Source organism: Clostridium sp. UMB9555A, assembly GCF_030222355.1.
GTDB lineage: Bacteria > Bacillota > Clostridia > Clostridiales > Clostridiaceae > Sarcina > Sarcina perfringens.
Window position 1 is genome coordinate 813,043 of the sequence record NZ_JASORQ010000002.1, and the last position, 21,246, is coordinate 834,288.

Consider the following 21,246-nt stretch of genomic DNA (forward strand, 5'->3'; position numbering starts at 1 on the left):
TCTAGATAAGCTTTAGAATTTAAATTATTACGGAGAAGATATTACGTTAAGAAGCTGAGACTGTTCGAAGCGAAGCAAGTTTCGAAGCTTTAGTAATATCTTCGGAGTAATAATTATAAATTCTTAGCGAAATCTAGTAATTCTCTGAATATGTTTGTAAGTTTATTGTTATATTTTTACAAAACCACTTTATTTATTTTTATTAAAGTTTTCCTATTAAATCTAAACTTGGTGCTAATGTTTCTTCACCTGGTTTCCATTTAGCTGGACAAACTTGATCTCCATGTTCTGCAACAAACTGAGCTGCTTGAACCTTTCTTAATAATTCTTCAGCATTTCTTCCAATTCCGTTATCATGGATTTCATATGCTTTTATCTCTCCTTCTGGGTTAATTACGAAAGATCCTCTTAATGCTAATCCTTCTTCTTCTATCATAACTTCAAAATCTCTTGCTAATTTTCCTGTTGGATCTGCTAACATTGGATATTTAATCTTTCCTATAGTATCTGAAGCATCTGCCCATGCTTTGTGAACAAAGTGAGTATCTGTTGATATTGAGTAAACTTCACATCCTATTTCTTTAAAGCTTTCATAATTGTTTGCTAACTCCCCTAACTCAGTTGGACAAACAAAAGTAAAATCTGCTGGATAGAATACGAATACTGACCAGTGTCCTTTTAAATCCTCTGATGTAACTTCTTTAAATTCTCCATTTTCATATGCTTGCACTTTAAAATCTGAAACTTTTTTGTTTATTAATGACATTTGCATTTCCTCCTTGATATTTATTTTCAATTGATTTTATTTATCATTTAATTCTTATAATTAATAATAATTATTATTTAATAAAAAGTCAATACTTTTTAGAAAAATTTTTATATTATTTTTATCATGTGTGTGCAATCACATTCAGATATTTTATTATGTTTTAAACTAAGGTTGTAGATTTTCACAAAAGAAATTTAATAAGGAGGGTACTTATGAATAAAGAAATTAAACTAAGAAATGATATTTACTCAGTAGGAGTAATTGACAATAGACCTGTTCCATTTCACAGATTAATATTAGAAAAAGGAACTACATACAATAGTTATTTATTAAAAACTAAAAAGCCAACAGTTATTGATACTGTAGATTTAATATATACAAAAGATTTTTTAAATAATTTAAAAGAGATTATTGATTTAAAAGATATAAGTTACATAGTTATTAATCATACAGAACCAGATCATTCAGGTGCATTAGGTGGACTAGCTAGACAAGCTACTAATGCTAAAATAGTTTGCAGTGAAAAAGCCGTATATCATCTAAAAGAATTATATAAATTACATGATAGAGATTTTATAGTAGTAAATGATGGGGATACCCTTGATATAGGAGGAAAAACATTATTATTTAAAATGACTCCTTATCTTCATACTGAGGAAACAATGATTACATATGATGTAGAAGATAAAATATTATTCCCTTGTGATATTTTTAGTACTCATCTTACTGCCAAGGAACATTTCTCAAGTAAATCAAATGAAGATATTACAGAGGACTTTTTAACTTACTATAAACTTATAATGGAACCACATAGAAAATACATTAGGCCACTGATTGATATATTAAAAGATTTAGATATAGAAGTTATTGCTCCATCACATGGTTATATACTAGATGAAAATATTCAGTCATATATTGATATATATGATAAATATAGTAAAGAAACTAAAAAAGGGAAAAAAGCTACTATAGTTTACACTACAATGAGAAATGCAACAAAAAAAATAGCTGAAAAATTCAAATCTGAATTAGAAAATGAGGATATTGAAGTTTATATATTTAATGCAGATAAAAGTACTAAAGAAGATATATTAGCTTCAATAAAAGAATCAGATTCAATACTATTTGGTACTTCAACTAAATATGGAGATTTAATAGGTTCTATTGAAGATATATTAAAAGAATTACCTAAATTAGATTTAAGCAATAAACTTTTAGGTGCTTTTGGTTCATTTGGATGGAGTGGTGAACCTATAGAAATAATTCAGGATTACTTAAACTCTACAAATGGTAATGTTTTAAATACCTCATCAATAATAAAATCTACTGGTATGATTGATGTTCATTTCCCAGTAAGAATTAGATTCTCACTAAATGAAGAATCAGAAAAAGAAGTTGTAAGAGCTGCTGATTATATCAGTTCAATAATATAATCGTTAAATTTTAGGAGGAATTAATTATGAAAAAATTTATATGTGATGTTTGTGGATACATTTATGATCCAGCTGTAGGAGATCCTGATAATGGTGTTGAACCTGGAACTGAATTTAAGGATATACCTGATGATTGGGTTTGTCCTCTTTGTGGAGTAGATAAATCTCAATTCTCTGAAACTGAATAATATTATATTAGTAAAAAGCCTAATAAATCATATAGATTTATTAGGCTTTTTACTTTACTCTGCTAAATCTAATAAAGCTTCTATATCCTTAATTATGATTGCCTTATTTCCATGTAAATTTATTATTCCTGTTTTATCAAATTTAGATAGTTTCCTACTTACAGTTTCTCTAGTAACACCACAGTAGTTTGCCATTTGTTCTCTATTAAGTGGTAACTTTACATATATTCCTTCTTCCTTTTCAATTCCATATCTATTCACAAATTCTACCAACACTGATGCTATTCTCACTTCTACATCCTTAGTTGCTAAATTTTGTGCTAAATTCTCTGCTAAGTTTATTCTATTAGCCATCTCTTCTATTATTTTTATTGATATTTCTGGATTTTCTAAAAGTATTTTATCTAAACTTTTTTTATTTAATACACACATCTTACCTGAAGTTATTGCATAAGCTGAAAAATTACTAATATTACTGTTAACAAAAAGATTATTTTCTCCAAAGAAATCTCCTTTAGATAGTATATATACTATTTGCTCTTTTCCTTCTTTAGTAATTTTACATATTTTCACTTCTCCCTCTCTAATTAAAAAAAGCTTGTCTGATATTTCACCTTCCCTACATAATGTATCATTTTCATCAAATTCCTTATGTTCTGTCATATGGACTATTTTGAATAGTTCCTCATCTGATAATGATGAGAAAATAGCTATATTCCTAGCACATGGTCCTTTATCTGATGCACAATTACATAATCTAATCACAAATTTATACGCTCCTTTTATCTTTTGGTATTTCATATCAATTTTAACAAATGCTATTAATAACTATCAATACATCATAAGTTTTTAAAAATATATGCATATAATATTATTAAAAACAAAAGTAGTTAATTCTTAAGAATTAACTACTTTTTATAACATTTTAAATCTAAATTTTTAATATACTAAGTGTTATTATATTAAAATCTAAAAAATAATTATTAAAACTCTTCTTTTCCAAAGAATTCAAAATTAATATTATCTTCTTTAACGCCTAAATCTTTTAAACTATTTCTTATACTTTTCATAAATAAAGTTGGTCCACAAAAGAAAAATTCTCCATTTAAAGGCAAGTTATTTTTTATCCATTCTTTTGTTATAAATCCCTCTTCATCAAAATCTTTACCTTTTATATCACTTTCTAATGGCTCACTAAATATCTTTATTTCCTTAAAATTCTTTACTTTTTTAATTCCTTGAACATCTAAATTTAAAGCTAGATTATCTGAGTTTAATACAGCCTCCACAAAGTATACATCTCTGCTTTGTTCCTTAGCTCCATATAGCATTGATAAAATAGGTGTTATTCCTATACCTCCTGATAGTAAAACTAAAGGCTTATTACTATCTTCTGTTAATGTAAATTTCCCAAATGGAGGCATTGCTAATATTGTATCACCTACATTAATAGATTCATGAAAATATCCACTTACCTTTCCATTAGGCACCCTCTTTATTGTTAATCTATAATAATCCTTTTTGGGATCACCTGATAAACTATATCTTCTCATTTCTTTTTTTATAACTTCATCATCAGTTTCTATTTTAAGAGGTAAAAATTGACCACATTTATATTCTTTTAATGGTTTACCATCAGTAGCTCTTAGGTAAAATGATTTTATATCCTTTGCCTCTTCTTCTATTTTAAATATTTCTAATTGTCTAAATCCATTCCAAACATTTTCCATATTATCACCTCATTACACTTATCATAAGTTTATAATTATTAAATAAGTAACAATATATGACTTAAATTAATACTTAATAAAACTTCATATATTGTTACTTACAGTTAAACCTATAATTTTTAATTTATAAATTTAATAGAGTAAGTAGAAACTAATTTATATTTGTACATCGAAATTCTTAATTTATAGGTTTTATATATTACTTTAGGGTTTTATAAAAATAAAAACGAAAATTATAAGTTTATTTAAATATTATATATATCAAGCTATTAATATGTGTTTATATGCTATTAATATTAACATCTTAGTCTTTACTTCTCTATTATAAAGTTATTATATCTACAATAATTGCTCTAAAATATGACTGGCATCACATTTAAAAATTATATTTACCCAAAACAAATCTTTGACTTTAATAATATACTATCCAAATACAAAAATTCTAATTCTTCTATACTCATTGGGATTTTTTAAATTAAATATATTATAATTTCTAATAAATCTAATACCAATTAATATTTTTAGACATAATTTATTTAATAATTAAACATAATAAAATAACATATCTATTAATTCTAAGGAGGTTTTAATAATGGAAAAGTTTGTATGTGATGTTTGCGGATATATTTATGATCCAGTTGTAGGAGATCCTGATAATGGTGTGGCTTCTGGTACCGAATTTAAAGATATTCCAGATACTTGGGTATGTCCACTTTGTAAACTAGATAAAACTCATTTTTCTAAAGTTGAATAATTTAGAAGTCTATATAAGACTTAAGAATACATTCTTAGACTAAAACAGTATATCTAATTAGTTCTATTATAAAAATCAAAAGCTTTATAAAGATTATTATTTATTTAAAGGCTATATTTTAAAGTAAATTTGATTGAAGCTATAAACCACTTATTAATAACTAAATCATTAAGTGAGTCTAAAATCAAATCCGACTTAAAAATATAGCCTTGTTAAAAATTTTCAACTTACTAATATATAATCTCCTTTTAACTATTCAGCTAAACTAAATAAAGCTTCTTTGTCCTTAACAATAAGACCCTTATTCCCCTGTAACTTTATTATTCCTAACTTATCAAATTTTGAAAGTCTTCTACTTACAGTTTCTCTTGTTATACCACAATAATTTGCTATCTGTTCTCTATTTAGAGGTAAACTTATGTATATTCCTTCTTTATTTTTCTCACCATACTTATCCATAAATTCTATTAATACAGTGGCTAATCTTGCTTCTACATCCCTAGTAGCTAAAGTTTGTGCCAAATTCTCAGCAGAATTTATTCTATCTGCCATCTCTTGTATTATTTTTAATGATATCTCTGGATTTTTTATGAGTATTTTTTCTAAATTCTCCTTTTTTAAAATACATAACTTTGCATCTGTTATTGCATAAGCTGAAAAGTTGCTAATATTATTACTAGTAAAAAGATTATTTTCTCCAAAGAAATCACCTTCAGATAATACGTAAACTATCTGTTCTTTTCCCTCTTTAGTTATTTTGCATATCTTTACTCTTCCTTCTCTAATTAAGAAAAGCTTATCTGATTTTTCTCCTTCTCTACATAAAACATCATTTTCTTCAAAACTTTTATGTTCAGTCATATTAACTATTTTCAACAACTCCTCAGTGGATAATGTTGAGAAAATAGATATATTTTTAGCACAAGGTTCTTTACATGATCCACATGTACATGTTTTTTCCATTTCTATCTTCCTCCTTACTATTTTATTTATCCTTTTTCTTTATTTAATATTCTACTATAAAACTTAACATTTAATAAAAAAAGAAACATAAAATAGTTTCTATGTTTCTTTCAAACTTAAAATTTATAAAATTATAATAATGTTTATAACTATTAATATCTTGGGAATAATATATTATTTTCTTTATGAATATGTATGAATAAATCTTTTTCTAAGTCGTGTAAATAATCATATAGTAGTTTAAAACTTATGCATCCCCATTCTGGAACTTTATAATCATCGGTTACTTCTGCTAATTCTTTTAATATATCACCAGCAGATTCATGTTCATTAACTATGATTCTTATATCCTCTTCTATTTCTTTCTTTTCTTCTTTATCTTTTGCTTGGTCATACTTAATCATTAATGGGAATAAAATATTCTCTTCTTTAAGTAAATGTTCTTCTAATTCACATTTTAGCTTTCCAAAAAGGCTATGAACTTTCATTAAAAGTTCTGGATCATGTGAAAAATGTACTCTAAATACCTTAACCATCAATGAATCTATTTCTTTTAATAATCTGAAAGTCTCTGCATGATGAGTTTCAACTATATGACTTATTAACTCTTCTGAAGATTTTTCTCTCCAATCTACATATTGAGAGTTTTCAAATTTAAACTCTTTGAATTCTTTATTTAAATCTTCAACAAATTTATCAACATCAACACCTTTTTCTTTAAGTGCTAATTCTAAACTTTTACTTCCACCACAGCAATAATCTAATTCCATATTATTAAATTTCTTAACAACGGCTGGGTAAATAGTAACAACCTCTCCTAAACTATAATCTTTTCTAATTAATTTTTCCATAGTGATTTCCTCCTAATTTTTAATTACATATTTATAACAAACTATTTTTCTATACATTCTTTTGGAGTAAATGGACAATATCCTATGTCATCACATTTCTCTCTCATATTCTCCCAAAGTTTTTCATCTTTTATAGCCTCTAAAGCTGTTGGATATAGAATATAATTTTCTTTAAATATATGATCCTTAAGCTCAAAGCAAATCTCTTTAGATAAAGATTGAAGATTATCTTTAAAGTCTTCAAAATCAAGATATTCAACTACTTTTATTAATTCCTTTAATCTTCTCTTTTTTTCTCTTAATTGATCATGTTCTAATCTCATTATTCTTGTTGGACCAGTAATCTCTCTCTTTTCTAACTCTGGAAATAATACATCTTCTTCTCTCTTATGATGAAGTTCTGCATCTAAAATACCTTGTACTATTTCTAAAGCCTTTGAAAATTCTTCCTTTTCCTTATTATACTTATCCATTTTTACTATCTCATTAGTAACTGCTTCAAGATCTTCTAATAATGCTAATATCTTTGTATGCTCTTCAACTAAAGTATCTAAGACATGCCCCCTTGATATATTGCTTTTTAATTTTTCAAGTTCATCCTTAAGAATCTCCATATGTATATCACATAAATGTCTTAATTCACTAGGCTCCATACCATCATCTATTAAGTTTTGCTCTGCAATTGATAATTCTAAGGGATCAATTGACTTTACAATATCTAATCCTTCTTCTCTTAATTCTGGAGTTATACCTTCTTTATTTATTCTTCTTAAAAAGTCAGTTAACATTTTGATTCTTTCAGAATCAATAACCTTTGCTTGTCCATTTTTTAATATTACTTTTTTATTTTCCATATATAAATTTCAATAGCATAATAAATTTATGCTAACTACTTCCTCCTATAAATAAAAATTTCTTATTATTTATTTGGCTTGTTGCCTCTCTCTTATGATGCTATTATAATTTCAAAGTGCTTATCTTAAATATGACCGGGGTCACATTGAAAAAATTAAATAAAAAAACTGTAGAATATTTAATCTACAGTTTTACCTTTTATCTTATTTTCGTCCATACGTAATAAATAATGATGGAACCTTCAAAAATGATTTTCTTAAATTATCCTCTTTAAAAAATTCTGATATTTTTGATTGAATTTTTATATAATTCTCTGCATCAACTCTATTAATCCCCCTATTCATAAATAAAGCTATTATTTTTTCTTTATTTTCATCACTAATATATTTGTTCCATCCATTTATTGTTTTAAAATCCTCTAGTTTTTTACAATAATCATTCATATTAGGATTTACATATATTACTTTATCATTCATTCGAATATTTATGTCCTTTAATCCTAACTTTTCCATGTAGAAAGGTAGTTTTATTCCTATAGAGTAATCTCTTCCTTCACACTCTAATTCCTTTTCCCATAATTTATGAAAATCAAAAGATGTACAAATTTCACTATAACTAATTCCATCAATAAATAACCCTTTTTCTTCAAATTCACGATTAACTTCTATACATATAATTAATCCATTAATCTTCACAGAATCAATCATATTCTTTAATATACATATTGGATTATTCATATGTCTTAATGCAGTTTGACAAATAGCTAAATCATATTTTTTATTTTCTTTAAAATTATACAAATTTAATTCTATAAATTTAAAACTAATATTTTCAGCTTTGATATTTTCTTTAGCTTTTTGAACAAAATACTTATTATCAACTCCAGTATATGTACTTCCCTCTGGTAAAAGTTTCATCAAATCCCTACCAAAAGAACCATCTCCACACCTAAAATCAATAATATCAATAGGTCTACTTATATTCCAAACATTATCAATAAGAAACTTCAAATAATCCTTATTCCAAAAATATTTCTTACTTATATCCACTGCATTAGAATTTTCATTCCAATACTCCCTATGATCTGTATTTCTTCTTATATATTCTTCACTTTCTAATGGTTTTAATCCTAATAATTGATCTACAGAAACATTAAAAATTTGAGCTATTTTAGGTAATAATATAATATCAGGCATACTAATCCCATTCTCCCACTTGCTTATCGACTGAAATGATATTCCTAATATATTAGCTAATTCAAGTTGAGATATTCCTTTCATCTTTCTTAATTCTAAAACTTTAAGATTTATATCACTCATATATACCCCTCCCTTAAATTCAATATCCTAATAATATCATTATTAATTCATCATACCAATAAACTAATAGTAGAATTAATTCTACTATTAGTTGAATGTATTTAATTATTTTATATACTTAACTCTTATAGTAATCTTAGTGATAAAATAATGTTTTTATTATATCTATGGAACAAGCCTTTTTCTATCCCTAGTAATTAAGGTTGCTTCTCTAACATTTTCTAACCCTAAAATTCTTGCTGTTATTCTTTCTAGACCAATAGCCAATCCACCATGTTTAGGCATTCCTAATTTAAATAACTCTAAATAACTTTCATAACTATTAGGGTTAAGCCCCTTATATTTCATATTTTCTACTAGCATTTCATAGTCATGTATTCTTTGTCCACCTGTTGTTATCTCTATTCCCCTAAACAATAGATCAAAACTATGAGTTCCCTCCTCTCCTTTAGGCATTGTGTACATTGGTCTTTTTTTTCTTGGATAATTAGTCAAAAATAGAAAATCGCTATTTAGTTTTTCTTTTGCATACTTATATAAAAGTTTTTCTGCTTCTGGGTCTAAGTCACCATCTAAGTCATTTTTATTATACTGTTCTTTTAATATCTCTATTGCCTCATTAAATTCTATTTTAGGTATTTCCTCATATATAACAGGCAATTCAACTTGTAATAACTCTATATATTCTTTTCCTTTAATTCTTAAAGAGTTTAATATAAATTTAAGTAAATTTTCTTCTAAATTCATAATGTCAAACTCATTTTCAATAAATCCCATTTCTAAGTCCATACTTACATATTCATTAAGGTGTCTATTGGTATTATGCTCCTCAGCTCTATATGCATGACCAATCTCAAAAACTCTTTCAAAACCTGCACCAACCATCATTTGCTTATAGAATTGAGGACTTTGTGCTAAATATGCTTTATTTTCAAAATATTTCACTTCAAAAACTTCTGTTCCACCTTCAGCTCCCTCTTTAACAATCTTAGGGGTATGAATTTCTGTAAAACCTTCTTTATTTAAAAACTCTCTGAATGAGTCTGTTATTATATTTTGAACTTTAAAAATAGCATTTATCTTTTTATGCCTTAAACTTAACATTCTGTTATTAAGCATAGTATCTAAAGTTATATCTAAAGTTTCTTTATTTACTTCTATTTTTAGCTCTTCTTTTGCCTTATTTATAATCTCTATATTTTCTATCTGTATTTCAAAGGAATTTAATGAATTTTTACTCTCTTTTAATGTTCCTTCAATAGAAACTACAGATTCTACAGTTAAATTTGATAAATCAAGTTTTTCATTTTCAGCAACACACTGAACTAATCCAGACCTATCTCTTATAATAATAAACGTTATAAATTTTAATCTTCTAATTTTATATATCCATCCCTTAATACACACATTTTCATTCAAATGATTTTTTAATTCATTTATTAAACTTCTTTTCATAATTTTTACCTCCAAAAAAATATCCCCTTGAGTAAAAACTCAAGGGGCAAAATAATTTCGCGGTACCACCCTTTTTAATAATGTTTAATTGAATTAAAATAAAAGCACTATATAGAATGAGCTCTTTTCTATATAAAAAAAGCACTCACTCCCATAATAGGAGCGAATGCATATATTCACGATGCCATCCTAATTCAACAATGTATTAATACATTATCATCTCAGATCCCTTTAACGGAGGAAAACCGTCTCATCCTACTTGACACTTCAGATAAGCTTCTCCAGAATGTCTTTCAATATTACCTTTCTCATAGGCTCACACCAACCCTACTCGCTTTGCATACTAAGTATATATTTACTCTTTCTTTCAAAGAATTTACTTTTTTGTATATTTTATTAGAATAATTTCAATTTGTCAATATTTATTTTTCTACTAAATATATATTAATTTTATTTAATATTTACTTTATTATTATAAAAAAATTCTTTGCTTATTTTAATGAACTTCTCATAATTTGAAAACATTGCAGGATGTCCACCTTTTTCAAAAATGTAATATTGACCATTTCCTATCTTTTTAATAAGATCTTTATATACATTCTCAAAAAAGTCTTTATTATTTAAGCTTAAAATATCATCTTCTCGACTTCTAGTCATAAGTATTTCAGCTTTTAATTCATTTAAAGGTTTATGAAAAAACTTACCTATTTTCTTTTCATGCTCTAAAGTCATTTCAGTATCTTTATCCACTATGCTTTCCCAATCATCTCCATTCATGTATTCATAAAATCCTCTAGCGTTTTCATCATTTTTAGAAAGTTCTCTTTCTTTGACTATGTTTTCAGTATATGCTTTTAAAGGTACTTCTCCTTCAAAGCTATCAGTAATCAATTTATCAACTAGATCTGGTGCCTCTAAAGCAACATTAATTGCTGCTAAAGCTCCACCACTACTCCCTATTATGTAAACATCTTTATATTTCTTTTGTCTTAAAAACTCAATAACTTGCTCCCCTTGATCATACCAAAAATCTATTGGAAATTTATCAAGTCTATCTGATTTTCCATGTCCTAAAAAGTCTAATAAAATCACCTTATAATCTGATGAATACTTATCAACAATAAAAGAAAACATCTTTGAAGAAGCTGTATTACCATGCAAAAATAATAACGGTCTTCCTTCTCCTATTTCTTCATAATAACAAGATTGATTTTTATATTTAAAATATGCCACACTTAAACACCCTTTATAATACTTTCTTTAAAAATAAATCGCTTATAAATAACTTTTATACAATAATATTATAACACATCTTAGTAAACGATTAATAAAGAAGCTATTTGCCATTATTCACCTCTTAACCTTATTTAATACAAATTATTATATGATATAATATTTTAACTAATTAAAATTATTGAATTAATTTTATGAATTTATAAATATAAAATAGAAAAAATAATAAATGAATTTAACTAAAGAAAGGAGATAGGGCTGTATAAAAATATAACAAAAAAAATCATAAAAAGTATGAAGAGAATATATAGATGAGCTTTAGAATTTAAATTCTTGGTAAAATCTAGTAATTATCTTAATATGTTTATTAGTTTTATAATAATTTATTTTTTAGATGCAGCTATTTAATCATAATGACAAATATCTTAGGTTTAATATTATCCTTAATACTTATAATGTATCTTGCTTATAAAGGGTACTCAACAATAATAACAGCTCCCATTGTAGCATTGGTAACTATACTTCTTACTACTGGATTAAATGGACATTTAATGGCTAGTTATACTGAAATATATATGTCTGGCTTTGCAAGTTTTATAAAAAATTATTTCCCTCTTTTTATGACAGGAGCAATTTTTGCAAAGTTAATGGAAGAGGTAGGTTATGCTAAATCTATAGCTCACTTTATAACTAAAAAACTTGGAAAAGAAAAATCAATATTAGCCGTTGTTCTTTCTGGAGCATTGCTTACTTATGGTGGTGTTTCCTTATTTGTAGTAGCATTTATTCTTTATCCAATTGCCTCTACATTATTTAGAGAAGCTGATATTCCTAAAAGACTTATACCTGGAACAATTGCTCTTGGAGCATTTACTTTTACAATGACTGCTCTGCCAGGTTCACCAGAAATTCAAAATGTTATACCAATGAAATATTTTGGTACAGATACTTTTGCAGCACCACTTATAGGATTATTAGCAAGTATTATGATGCTAACTCTTGGCATGATATGGCTTACACGACGTGCAAAATCAGCTAAAGCTAAGGGTGAGGGATATGGAAATCATAATGATTCAATGGTTAATGAAAACTACGAAAACTTACCTAGTATATTTAAAGCAATAATTCCTATAATAATAATTTTTATAGTTAACTTATTCTTTTCAAAAGTTTATTATGAAAATATAGATGGAAGTTACCTTAAAGAATTTAATACCACTTTAAGTAATGTTTCTGGAACTTGGAGTGTAATAATTGCTATAGTTTTAGCAGACTTATTTTTAATAATAACTAACTTTAAAAAAATAAAAAACTTAAAATCAGTATTAGATAAAGGAGTTACTAACTCATTTAAACCACTATTAAATTCTAGTGCCATAGTTGGATATGGAAGTGTAATAAAGTCACTAGCTGTGTTCACTCTTATACAATCAGTTATATTTGGAGTTTCATCAAACCCAATAATCTCTGAAGCTTTATCGGTTAACTTAATATGTGGACTTACAGCCTCAGCCTCTGGAGGACTTGGAATCTCTTTAGATGCTCTTGCTCCAACATACTTACAAATGAGTCAGGCTATGAATATTTCTCCAGAAATCCTTCATAGAATAGCTTCTCTATCTTCTGGAGGGTTAGATACTCTTCCTCATAATGGAGCAGTTATTACTACTTTAGCCATTTGTAGTTTAACTCACAAAGAAGCCTATAAGGATATGTTTGTAACCTCTGTCCTTATTCCTATATTTACAACAGCTATAATAGTCTTATTAGTTTCTATGAAATTTGCTGTTTAATACTAAAAATTTAAATATTAATTTTTTAAAACTTACAAATATATTTTTAAAATTACTAGCTTCATATAATAATTATATTAATTTACATATATTCATAAATCATAGCTAGAAATTCTATTTATCATATTTGTAAGTTTTATTTTAATCTCAATTATAATATTGATTCAAAGTCTTTTACTATTAGCCATAATAGTTTTCAATTAGTTAAATATTAACCAATTGAAAACTATCTTGAACTTATCTAGCCCTTGAAGTAGTACCTTCTTGGTTAGTATTCTTATTTACATTCATAATATTTATTAATCCTCTACAAGGTCTTTAGTAGCTGGACTTCCTATTAACCTTCCTTTATAATCAAATCTTGACCCATGACAAGGACAATCCCATGTTAATTCATCTGCATTCCAACTAAGTTGGCATCCTAAATGGGTACACTTTGTTGATACAAAAAACTCTTTTCCCTCTTTATTTTTATAAATCCCAACCTTCTCACCATTATATTCAATAATTCCACCATGCCCATTTTTAATATGCTCTATTTCGCTACTTGGAATAGATACTTTTTGAGCAATAAAATTCTTAGCTGTTTCAATTAAATCATTAGCAATATTGTTTATTGATAAAGATAAATCAAATCTTCTTGGAGAAAATATTTCTGAAAAATCATTCTCTTTTTCTAATATCATATCTGATATTATCATTGCTGAAACCATAGAACTTGTCATTCCCCATTTATTAAATCCTGTAGCAACATATATATTTGGAGTTTCACTAGAATATCTTCCTATGTAAGGTATTCCATCTATAGTCATACAATCTTGAGCTGACCAATAATATTTTTCCTTTGCCTTTGGATATAACTTTTTAGCAACTTTTCTTAATTCATCATAACTTCCACCCTCTTCATTTTCTCCTGTCCTATGACTTATTCCTCCAAGTAATAATAAATTATTATAAGTTCTGAAAGAATAGCCCTCTTTATTAAGGTCTATATACATTCCATCAATTTCACTTGTATTTTCTAAGGCTAAAACATAGGATCTTTCTTGATGCATTTTCATAAAATAATATCCAGGAGCATTCATTATTGGATAATGAGTGGCTACTACTATATTATTCGCAGTTATGTTTCCTCCACTTGTAACTACTAAATTTTCTTTTATTTCTAAAGCTCTAGTATTTTCATAAATAATTAATTCATTTGAAATACCTTTTAAAAATTTAAGTGGATTAAATTGTGCTTGATTATTAAATTTAACAGCTCCATTAATCTTAAAAGGTAAATTTGCCTCATCAACAAATTCAGCATCAATTCCAAGATTTTTAGCAGCTTCCACCTCTTCTTTAAGAACATCTATTTCATTTAAAGAATAAATATATGCTGGTTTTTCTTCAAAATCACATTCTATTCTCTTATCTTCAATGATTTCTTTATATTTTTTTATAGCAAGCTCATTTGCCTTTGCATACTGTCTAGCTTTTTCTTCTCCAAACTCTGCTATTAATTTACTGTAAATTAAATCATGTTGAGATGTAATCTTCGCTGTGGTATTTTTTGTATTACCACTTGCTATTTCAGCTGCATCAATTACAACTGCCTCTCTCCCATTTTGCTTTAACATATATGCTGTCAATCCCCCTGCTATTCCAGCTCCAATAACTAAAACATCAGTTTTTATATCTTTATTTAAAGCTTCTCTCTTTCTAAATTTACAACTTTCACTCCATACAGATTTCATAAGTTCACCTCATTTATTTTTATAATATATAAGATATATTTTGCATATTTACATAAATATATTTAAAATCCCACAAAAATTTAATAAGATATTCAAAACCTATATACGGAAATAAATTTAAATTTGGTATTAAGACTAAAATAAAAAATGCTATCTTATATAGTGTTTTCAAGCACTATATAAGACAGCAATTAATTTAAAACATTATATTTAATTATCCTTTATATTATCTTTTACAAATTTTAAGTAAAAATCATAAGAAAATTCTTTTTCATTTAGTCTATATTCTTCATCTAAATCAGGGCCACAACTATTTGATCCTATACCACTTTGTTTGTAATCTACAATTAAATAAGTTGCATCCTCTTCATGAAGCTCAAAATTATGATTTGCATTAGTTAATTGATTTAGAGAAAAGTGTGAAACATTAAAGGCAAAGTCATTTTCTGATAAAACATAAACCTTTCCTTTTTCATTATTAATAGCTACTTCTCTACAATAATGATGTGCCCCATTTTCTTGAGGTCTTATATAGTCTTCATGCATTTCAGAAACCTTAGAATTAAATCTTCCTAAATAACAAGATGAATTTTTATCTACGTAATTTTCATATGGTCCAAATCCAAAGTAACTTACCCCTTCATAGTATTTATTCAGCTTAAGCTCTACACCAAACCTTGGTAAATAAGGTGTTTTCATATTTTTATCCCCTTTAACATGGCACTTAATTAACCCCTCTGAATAAATACTCCATGTTACATTAATATCAAGGACTCTTTCTCTATATGGTGGTATCAAGCTTAAATCACTAGTTATCTCCACCCTATTTGAAAACTCTTTAATTTTACTATTATACACTCTTGTAGTAATTTGATTAAAGCCAGCTTCAATCCACAGATTTTTAATCTTTCTATCATTATCTGTAGGTGCTCTCCAAATAATAAATTTCATTGGATCATCTATAAACGTTTCTCCTAATGACTGAATAAAATCAAAGGAACCTGTATTTTTATTATAATTATAAATAAACTCATTATTTATAACTTTAATCTTGTTAACTGTTTCTTCTACATAAAATTTTTGTTCATCAATAGTACTTTTTATGATTTTATCAACAGATGAGATATTATCTACCCCATTTTTTATAATAAAATTGTCAAAGCCTAGAACTTCACCTTTTTCATACAGATGATTATTATTTTTTACTTTATACTGAAATAATATAGTTATAATTCCCTTTGGCAATTCTGGCATACTTAAATCATACCATTTTTCTTCTTTTGCTTTTAAGCTTTCTAAATCTATATCATCTCCGAAAATTATTTCTCCATCTAAAAACAATTTATAAGTAACATCTAAGAATTCACCAGCATCCCTAAAATCAAGCATATTTTTAAGCTTAACTCTTTTCTCAACTTTATCAAATTCTATGGCTCTTATAGGTCTATTGATATTTTTATATTCTAATAATCCAGTATGAGGAGTTCTATCTGGGTAAACTAAACCATCTACACAGAAGTTTCCATCATGATTTTCCTCTTCAAAATCTCCTCCATATCCATATGCTTTTTTACCATTAACATCTTCCTTAATAAGTATTGCATGGTCACACCATTCCCAAACATATGCCCCTGCAAACTGGTCATACTTTTGTATCATTTCATCATAGTCTTGTAATCCACCAGGACCATTTCCCATAGCATGTGCATACTCACATAATATTAATGGCTTGTCTATTCCTTTTTCAAAATAATCTTTGATTTCCTCTATACTTATATACATACGACTAATAACATCAATATTTGTAAAGTCATTTTCTCTTTCTTTGCTAGCATAATGAGCACCTTCATAATGAAGTGGACGTGTAGGATCTAAATTTCTAGCATATTCTAATCCTCTTTCAAAGTTACATCCAAATCCTGACTCATTTCCAAGAGACCACATGAAAATACAAGATTTATTCTTAAAAGGAACTATAGATGAATTAACTCTATCAATAATAACCTTTTCATAAACTTTATCATCAGCTATCATATTATAATTATCTAAATATCCTAATCCATATAGTTCAACAACCCCATGAATTTCAATATCAGCCTCACTCATAACATAAAAACCATATTCATCACATAACTCATAAAAAATCGGAGATTTAGGATAATGAGCTGTTCTTATAGAGTTAACATTACACTCTTTCATTATTTTTAAATCTAGAATCATATCATCATATGTCATAACATATCCCTTAGTTGGATTACTATCATGATGATTAACTCCTCTTAACTTTATTGTTTTATTATTAATTTTTAAAATAGAATTTTCTATTTTAATTTCTCTCATACCTATTCTTTCTTTTATAACCTCATGCTCTGTTTCAACTAATAAAGTATATAAATTAGGTATTTCTGCACTCCAAAGTTCTACATTTTTAATATTGATTTGGACTTTATTATTATCTATATTTCCAGATGCTATCATATGATTATTAGGATTTAACAAATAATATTTTCCTTTTGGATTTCCTATATTAGATAAAACTTCAAGGTCTAACTTTCCTTCTTTAGCTGAAAAATCTATACTTTGAGTTATTTTATAGTCAACTATTCTTTTCTTTGCTCTTCTTAGTATATATACATCTCTAAAAATTCCAGACATTCTAAACTTGTCTTGATCTTCAAAATAAGTTCCATCACACCATTTTAAAACTAAGACTGTAATTGTATTTTTACCCTTTACTAAAAATTCTGTAATATCAAACTCAGATATGCTATGAGATATTTGGCTATACCCAACAAAGTTATCATTTATCCAAAAATAAAAGCAGGAATCAACGCCTTCAAAGTTTATATTATAATCATAATTTTCAGGAAGTATTTCAATTTCAAAATCTCTCTTATAAATTCCACATGGATTGTTTATAGGAACAAAAGGTGGATCAAAAGGAATTGGATATTTTACATTAGTATATTGATTATAATCATATCCATTTAATTGCCAAAGAGATGGCACATCAATATTATCTGAAAAACTAATTTGATTTATATCATCAAACTCTTTCACTTTTTGTAAGCTATCAAAGTAATTAAATTCCCATTTACCATTAAGTGAAAAGAAGTTAACTTGCTTACTTCTATCTTTAATATTTAAAGCTTCATCAGTATCCACAAAGGGAACATAATAACTTCTTCTTGGCATCATATTTACATGTAGTTTAGAAATATCTTCATGGTATTCATTTTTTAATATCATTTTACCCTCCCAATACGTTTAAAATAATTATGCATTCATGAAACATGATTATATATTTAAGAAACATAATTCCATATAAATCATTTTTCAAAATAGTTTTCACCCATAATTAAATGTTAATATGTAAATTAATCTTTTAAAATAGTTAAAAGGTTCTAAAATATGTTATAATGTTTCTTATAATCTTATAGATTTTAATAACTAATATATAAAAATGTTTCTTTGAAATATTCTTATAGTTAGAAGAATTTATTTTAAAATAAAAAAGATTTTATATGGATAGATTAATTTGAAAAGCTCTCATGTAAATGTTTAATATAAGACTAATATAAAATTAATTAATTTTATAGGTTAGGAGGTACAAATGCAAATATTATGGAAAAAATATATAAAAGAAAACTTTGAAATGAATGTAGATGAATGTGGTATAGAACAAGGCATACCAGGATTAGGATATAAATATGAAGTATTAAAAAATGCTGTCATTCATTACGTAACTAAGGGATATGGAACTTTTAAATTTAATGGTAAAGTATATACCTTAAAACAAGGTGATATTTTTATACTACTAAAAGGTATGAAAGTTGAGTATGTGGCTTCTATTGATGACCCTTGGGAATATTACTGGATAGGATTTAGTGGCTCAAATGCTAATGAATATTTAAATAGAACTTCTATTACTAACTCTTATGTTGCTAATTGTGAAAAAAACTCAAAAATTCCACAGATAATATTAAATATGTGTGAAATCTCAAAGACTTATAATCCCTCAAGCTCTGATGACATACTATTACTAAAGGAACTTTACTCATTATTGTACACACTTATAGAAGAATTCCCAAAACCTTTTGATTACAAAGATAAGGAATTACATACATATATTCAAGATGCTCTTAATTTCATTAATTCTAATTACATGAATAGTATAACTGTTCAAGAAATTGCTGATTATGTAAACTTAAGTAGAAGTTATTTATATAAAATGTTCATAAAAAACCTTGGAATTTCTCCTCAAAGATATTTAATAAATCTTAGAATGTACAAAGCTACCCTTTTATTGAAAGGCACTAAACTTCCTATAGGAGAAGTTGCAAGTCGTATTGGTTATAGTGACTCCCTGTTATTTTCAAAAACTTTTTCAAAACATTTTTCAATGTCTCCATTAAATTACAGAAATAATCAAGTAAATAAACCAAGTATATAACTTTAAAATCCCTCTTTAAAACAAAAAAATTTAAAAAATAAAAAGTATAACAGAGGTTTTAATTTACGTCTCTGTTATACTTTTTATATTAATATTAACCTACTCTTGTAACACCATTTTTCAAGTCATCAACTATAGCTTCATATTCTGCCTCAGATAAATTATATCTTCTTAGTAGCATAAAGCTTATTATTACAATTGCACATGGAACTAAAGTCTGTATTAAATGAATTCCGTTTAATGTAAAAGTAGATTGACTTTCGTTTGCTGTATAACCAATATACGCTAAGATATATCCACATAAGGATCCCCCAATAGCACTGGCAATCTTACTTTTAAATATATTTAATGAGAATATCATTCCTTCTGATCTCTTTCCAGTTTTCCATTCACCATATTCAACACAATCTGCAACCATTGAAGTTAATGTAATATAACCTGCTCCATCAAAGATTCCACTTATAAAGTTTATAACTATCATTAAAGGTAGTGAAGAGTATGATAGTAAAAATACTAAAAATGATCCCGCTGCACCAGCTAATAATCCTAAAAGGGCAGTATTTCTTTTTCCTAATCTTTTTGTTAAAAATGGTGACATTACTCCACCTAATATACTTGCTCCCATACCAACTGAACTAACTACTGGAATCATCATTTCTGCATTAAAATTATATTTTACATAATATATAGCTATTGTATTTTTTATTGCTCCACTTAATTCTAAAACTAACATTGATAATAAAACTATTCTTAAAGGCTTATTTGTCTTTAATAGATTTATAAATTGTTTAAACCCTTGCTTTTCCTTTTTCTTTGCCACATTATCCTTAATTTCTCTAATTCCAAAGGCTGTAACCCAAGTAAATATAGTAGCAAAGCAAACATATATTATAGCCACAGTTTGCCAGTTTCCAATTATTGATACAAGAGGAATTGTTGAAGTTAAAATTATAAAATTACCTACATAGGCTACTGTTCTTGCTGATGTAACAATCTTAGTTTTTCCTGACGAAGATCTTGTAATATTTGCAGATAATGACCAATATGGTATATCCATTGCAGTAAAGGATATTCCCCAGAAAATATATGCTATGTATATCCATATTATTTTACCACTATAACTTAAATCTGGTGCTGAAAAACACATGATTGTTGCTATTCCCATAAAGATAGGAACGATAAATAAATAGGGTCTACTCTTTCCAATTTTAGTATTAGTGTTATCAACTATAACCCCCATTATAGGATCTGTTATTGCATCTATAATTCTTGCAACCAAAAACAATGTTCCTATGGCAGCTGCCCCTACTTTAAAACTATCTGTTAAAAAAATTAAAAGGTAAGAACTAATCAATGCATATATCATATTGTTTCCTAAACTTCCCATACTATAAGTAATTAAAGTTTTTATAGAAACATCATCACTTTTTTCTACTTTTTTATCTCTTAATGTATTCAAACCATCACCTCTATATTCCAATAATAAAATCTTATAAATACCCGTTTAATTAAACTATTAAAAAGAAATCGATTTCTTAATCTTCGTTTATATTATTACAAAATTTTTCTATTAATCAAATAGAATTAAGTTTCTAAAATATTGATTTATATTTCCTAATTAATTTACTTTTTGAAGTTTTCACACAATTATTTTTAATATAGACCTTTGTAAGATTTGTTTTTAGAAATGTATTTAAAAATCAATTAAATA

17 protein-coding genes and 1 other annotated feature are annotated in these 21,246 nt (G+C 26.5%); of the genes, 5 read left to right on the top strand and 12 right to left on the bottom strand.

Features of this window, described 5'->3' with window-relative positions; translation table 11 throughout:
- Window positions 1–202: 202 nt before the first annotated feature.
- Window positions 203–766 (bottom strand): alkyl hydroperoxide reductase subunit C, encoded by a 564-nt coding sequence (gene ahpC, locus QP548_RS09035; RefSeq protein WP_061426749.1) that lies wholly within the window; start codon window positions 764–766, stop codon window positions 203–205.
- A gap of 215 nt (window positions 767–981) precedes the next feature.
- Here ahpC and QP548_RS09040 point away from each other — a divergent pair, with 215 nt between their 5' ends.
- Window positions 982–2,202 (top strand): FprA family A-type flavoprotein, encoded by a 1,221-nt coding sequence (locus tag QP548_RS09040; protein ID WP_003453014.1) that lies wholly within the window; start codon window positions 982–984, stop codon window positions 2,200–2,202.
- A gap of 26 nt (window positions 2,203–2,228) precedes the next feature.
- The gene (gene rd / locus QP548_RS09045; RefSeq protein ID WP_003452884.1) at window positions 2,229–2,390 is read left to right on the top strand and encodes a rubredoxin; all 162 of its coding nucleotides are present in this window, start codon (window positions 2,229–2,231) and stop codon (window positions 2,388–2,390) included.
- A gap of 54 nt (window positions 2,391–2,444) precedes the next feature.
- On the opposite strand, the gene QP548_RS09050 is transcribed toward rd, so the two are convergent.
- Together QP548_RS09050 and QP548_RS09055 are read right to left on the bottom strand one after the other, a co-directional pair.
- A complete protein-coding gene (locus tag QP548_RS09050) occupies window positions 2,445–3,155 on the bottom strand; it encodes a Crp/Fnr family transcriptional regulator (RefSeq protein ID WP_061426747.1) in 711 nt (236 codons plus the stop codon).
- A 218-nt stretch (window positions 3,156–3,373) separates the two neighbouring features.
- A complete protein-coding gene (locus QP548_RS09055; RefSeq protein ID WP_003461568.1) occupies window positions 3,374–4,120 on the bottom strand; it encodes an FAD-binding oxidoreductase in 747 nt (248 codons plus the stop codon).
- A 592-nt stretch (window positions 4,121–4,712) separates the two neighbouring features.
- Between QP548_RS09055 and QP548_RS09060 the strand changes: the two genes are divergently transcribed.
- Window positions 4,713–4,874, top strand: a complete 162-nt coding sequence (locus tag QP548_RS09060) for a rubredoxin (protein WP_003453030.1) — start codon at window positions 4,713–4,715, stop codon at window positions 4,872–4,874.
- Between the two features lie 252 nt (window positions 4,875–5,126).
- Here QP548_RS09060 and QP548_RS09065 read toward each other — a convergent pair whose 3' ends face one another.
- From QP548_RS09065 to QP548_RS09090, 6 genes are all read right to left on the bottom strand, one after another.
- On the bottom strand, window positions 5,127–5,837 hold the full coding sequence (locus tag QP548_RS09065) for a Crp/Fnr family transcriptional regulator (RefSeq protein WP_061426744.1): 711 nt from the start codon (window positions 5,835–5,837) through the stop codon (window positions 5,127–5,129).
- Between the two features lie 152 nt (window positions 5,838–5,989).
- Entirely contained in the window at window positions 5,990–6,688 is a 699-nt protein-coding gene (ric, locus tag QP548_RS09070; RefSeq protein ID WP_061426742.1) for an iron-sulfur cluster repair di-iron protein, read from the bottom strand.
- A 41-nt stretch (window positions 6,689–6,729) separates the two neighbouring features.
- The gene (locus tag QP548_RS09075) at window positions 6,730–7,542 is read right to left on the bottom strand and encodes a DUF438 domain-containing protein (RefSeq protein ID WP_061426740.1); all 813 of its coding nucleotides are present in this window, start codon (window positions 7,540–7,542) and stop codon (window positions 6,730–6,732) included.
- A gap of 204 nt (window positions 7,543–7,746) precedes the next feature.
- Window positions 7,747–8,862, bottom strand: a complete 1,116-nt coding sequence (locus QP548_RS09080; protein WP_061426738.1) for a helix-turn-helix domain-containing protein — start codon at window positions 8,860–8,862, stop codon at window positions 7,747–7,749.
- 165 nt (window positions 8,863–9,027) lie between these two features.
- Window positions 9,028–10,317 (bottom strand): aspartate--tRNA(Asn) ligase, encoded by a 1,290-nt coding sequence (gene aspS, locus QP548_RS09085; protein ID WP_061426736.1) that lies wholly within the window; start codon window positions 10,315–10,317, stop codon window positions 9,028–9,030.
- A 155-nt stretch (window positions 10,318–10,472) separates the two neighbouring features.
- Window positions 10,473–10,697: a binding site (T-box leader), on the bottom strand.
- Between the two features lie 70 nt (window positions 10,698–10,767).
- The gene (locus QP548_RS09090) at window positions 10,768–11,550 is read right to left on the bottom strand and encodes an alpha/beta fold hydrolase (RefSeq protein ID WP_061426734.1); all 783 of its coding nucleotides are present in this window, start codon (window positions 11,548–11,550) and stop codon (window positions 10,768–10,770) included.
- A gap of 413 nt (window positions 11,551–11,963) precedes the next feature.
- Here QP548_RS09090 and QP548_RS09095 point away from each other — a divergent pair, with 413 nt between their 5' ends.
- On the top strand, window positions 11,964–13,343 hold the full coding sequence (locus tag QP548_RS09095; protein ID WP_061426733.1) for a GntP family permease: 1,380 nt from the start codon (window positions 11,964–11,966) through the stop codon (window positions 13,341–13,343).
- Window positions 13,344–13,642: 299 nt separating this feature from the next.
- Here the strand turns inward: QP548_RS09095 and QP548_RS09100 are convergent, their stop codons facing one another.
- Together QP548_RS09100 and QP548_RS09105 are read right to left on the bottom strand one after the other, a co-directional pair.
- Window positions 13,643–15,082, bottom strand: coding sequence for an FAD-dependent oxidoreductase (locus tag QP548_RS09100; RefSeq protein ID WP_061426732.1), 1,440 nt, complete (start codon window positions 15,080–15,082; stop codon window positions 13,643–13,645).
- 210 nt (window positions 15,083–15,292) lie between these two features.
- Window positions 15,293–18,331 carry a glycoside hydrolase family 2 TIM barrel-domain containing protein gene (locus tag QP548_RS09105; protein WP_061426731.1) on the bottom strand — a complete coding sequence of 1,013 codons (3,039 nt, stop codon included), beginning with the start codon at window positions 18,329–18,331 and terminating at the stop codon, window positions 15,293–15,295.
- A 364-nt stretch (window positions 18,332–18,695) separates the two neighbouring features.
- On the opposite strand from QP548_RS09105, the gene QP548_RS09110 reads away from it, so the two are divergent.
- Window positions 18,696–19,535: an AraC family transcriptional regulator gene (locus QP548_RS09110; protein ID WP_061426730.1), complete on the top strand. Its 840-nt coding sequence runs from the start codon at window positions 18,696–18,698 to the stop codon at window positions 19,533–19,535.
- A 94-nt stretch (window positions 19,536–19,629) separates the two neighbouring features.
- Here QP548_RS09110 and QP548_RS09115 read toward each other — a convergent pair whose 3' ends face one another.
- A complete protein-coding gene (locus QP548_RS09115; protein ID WP_061426729.1) occupies window positions 19,630–20,994 on the bottom strand; it encodes an MFS transporter in 1,365 nt (454 codons plus the stop codon).
- Window positions 20,995–21,246: the final 252 nt, after the last annotated feature.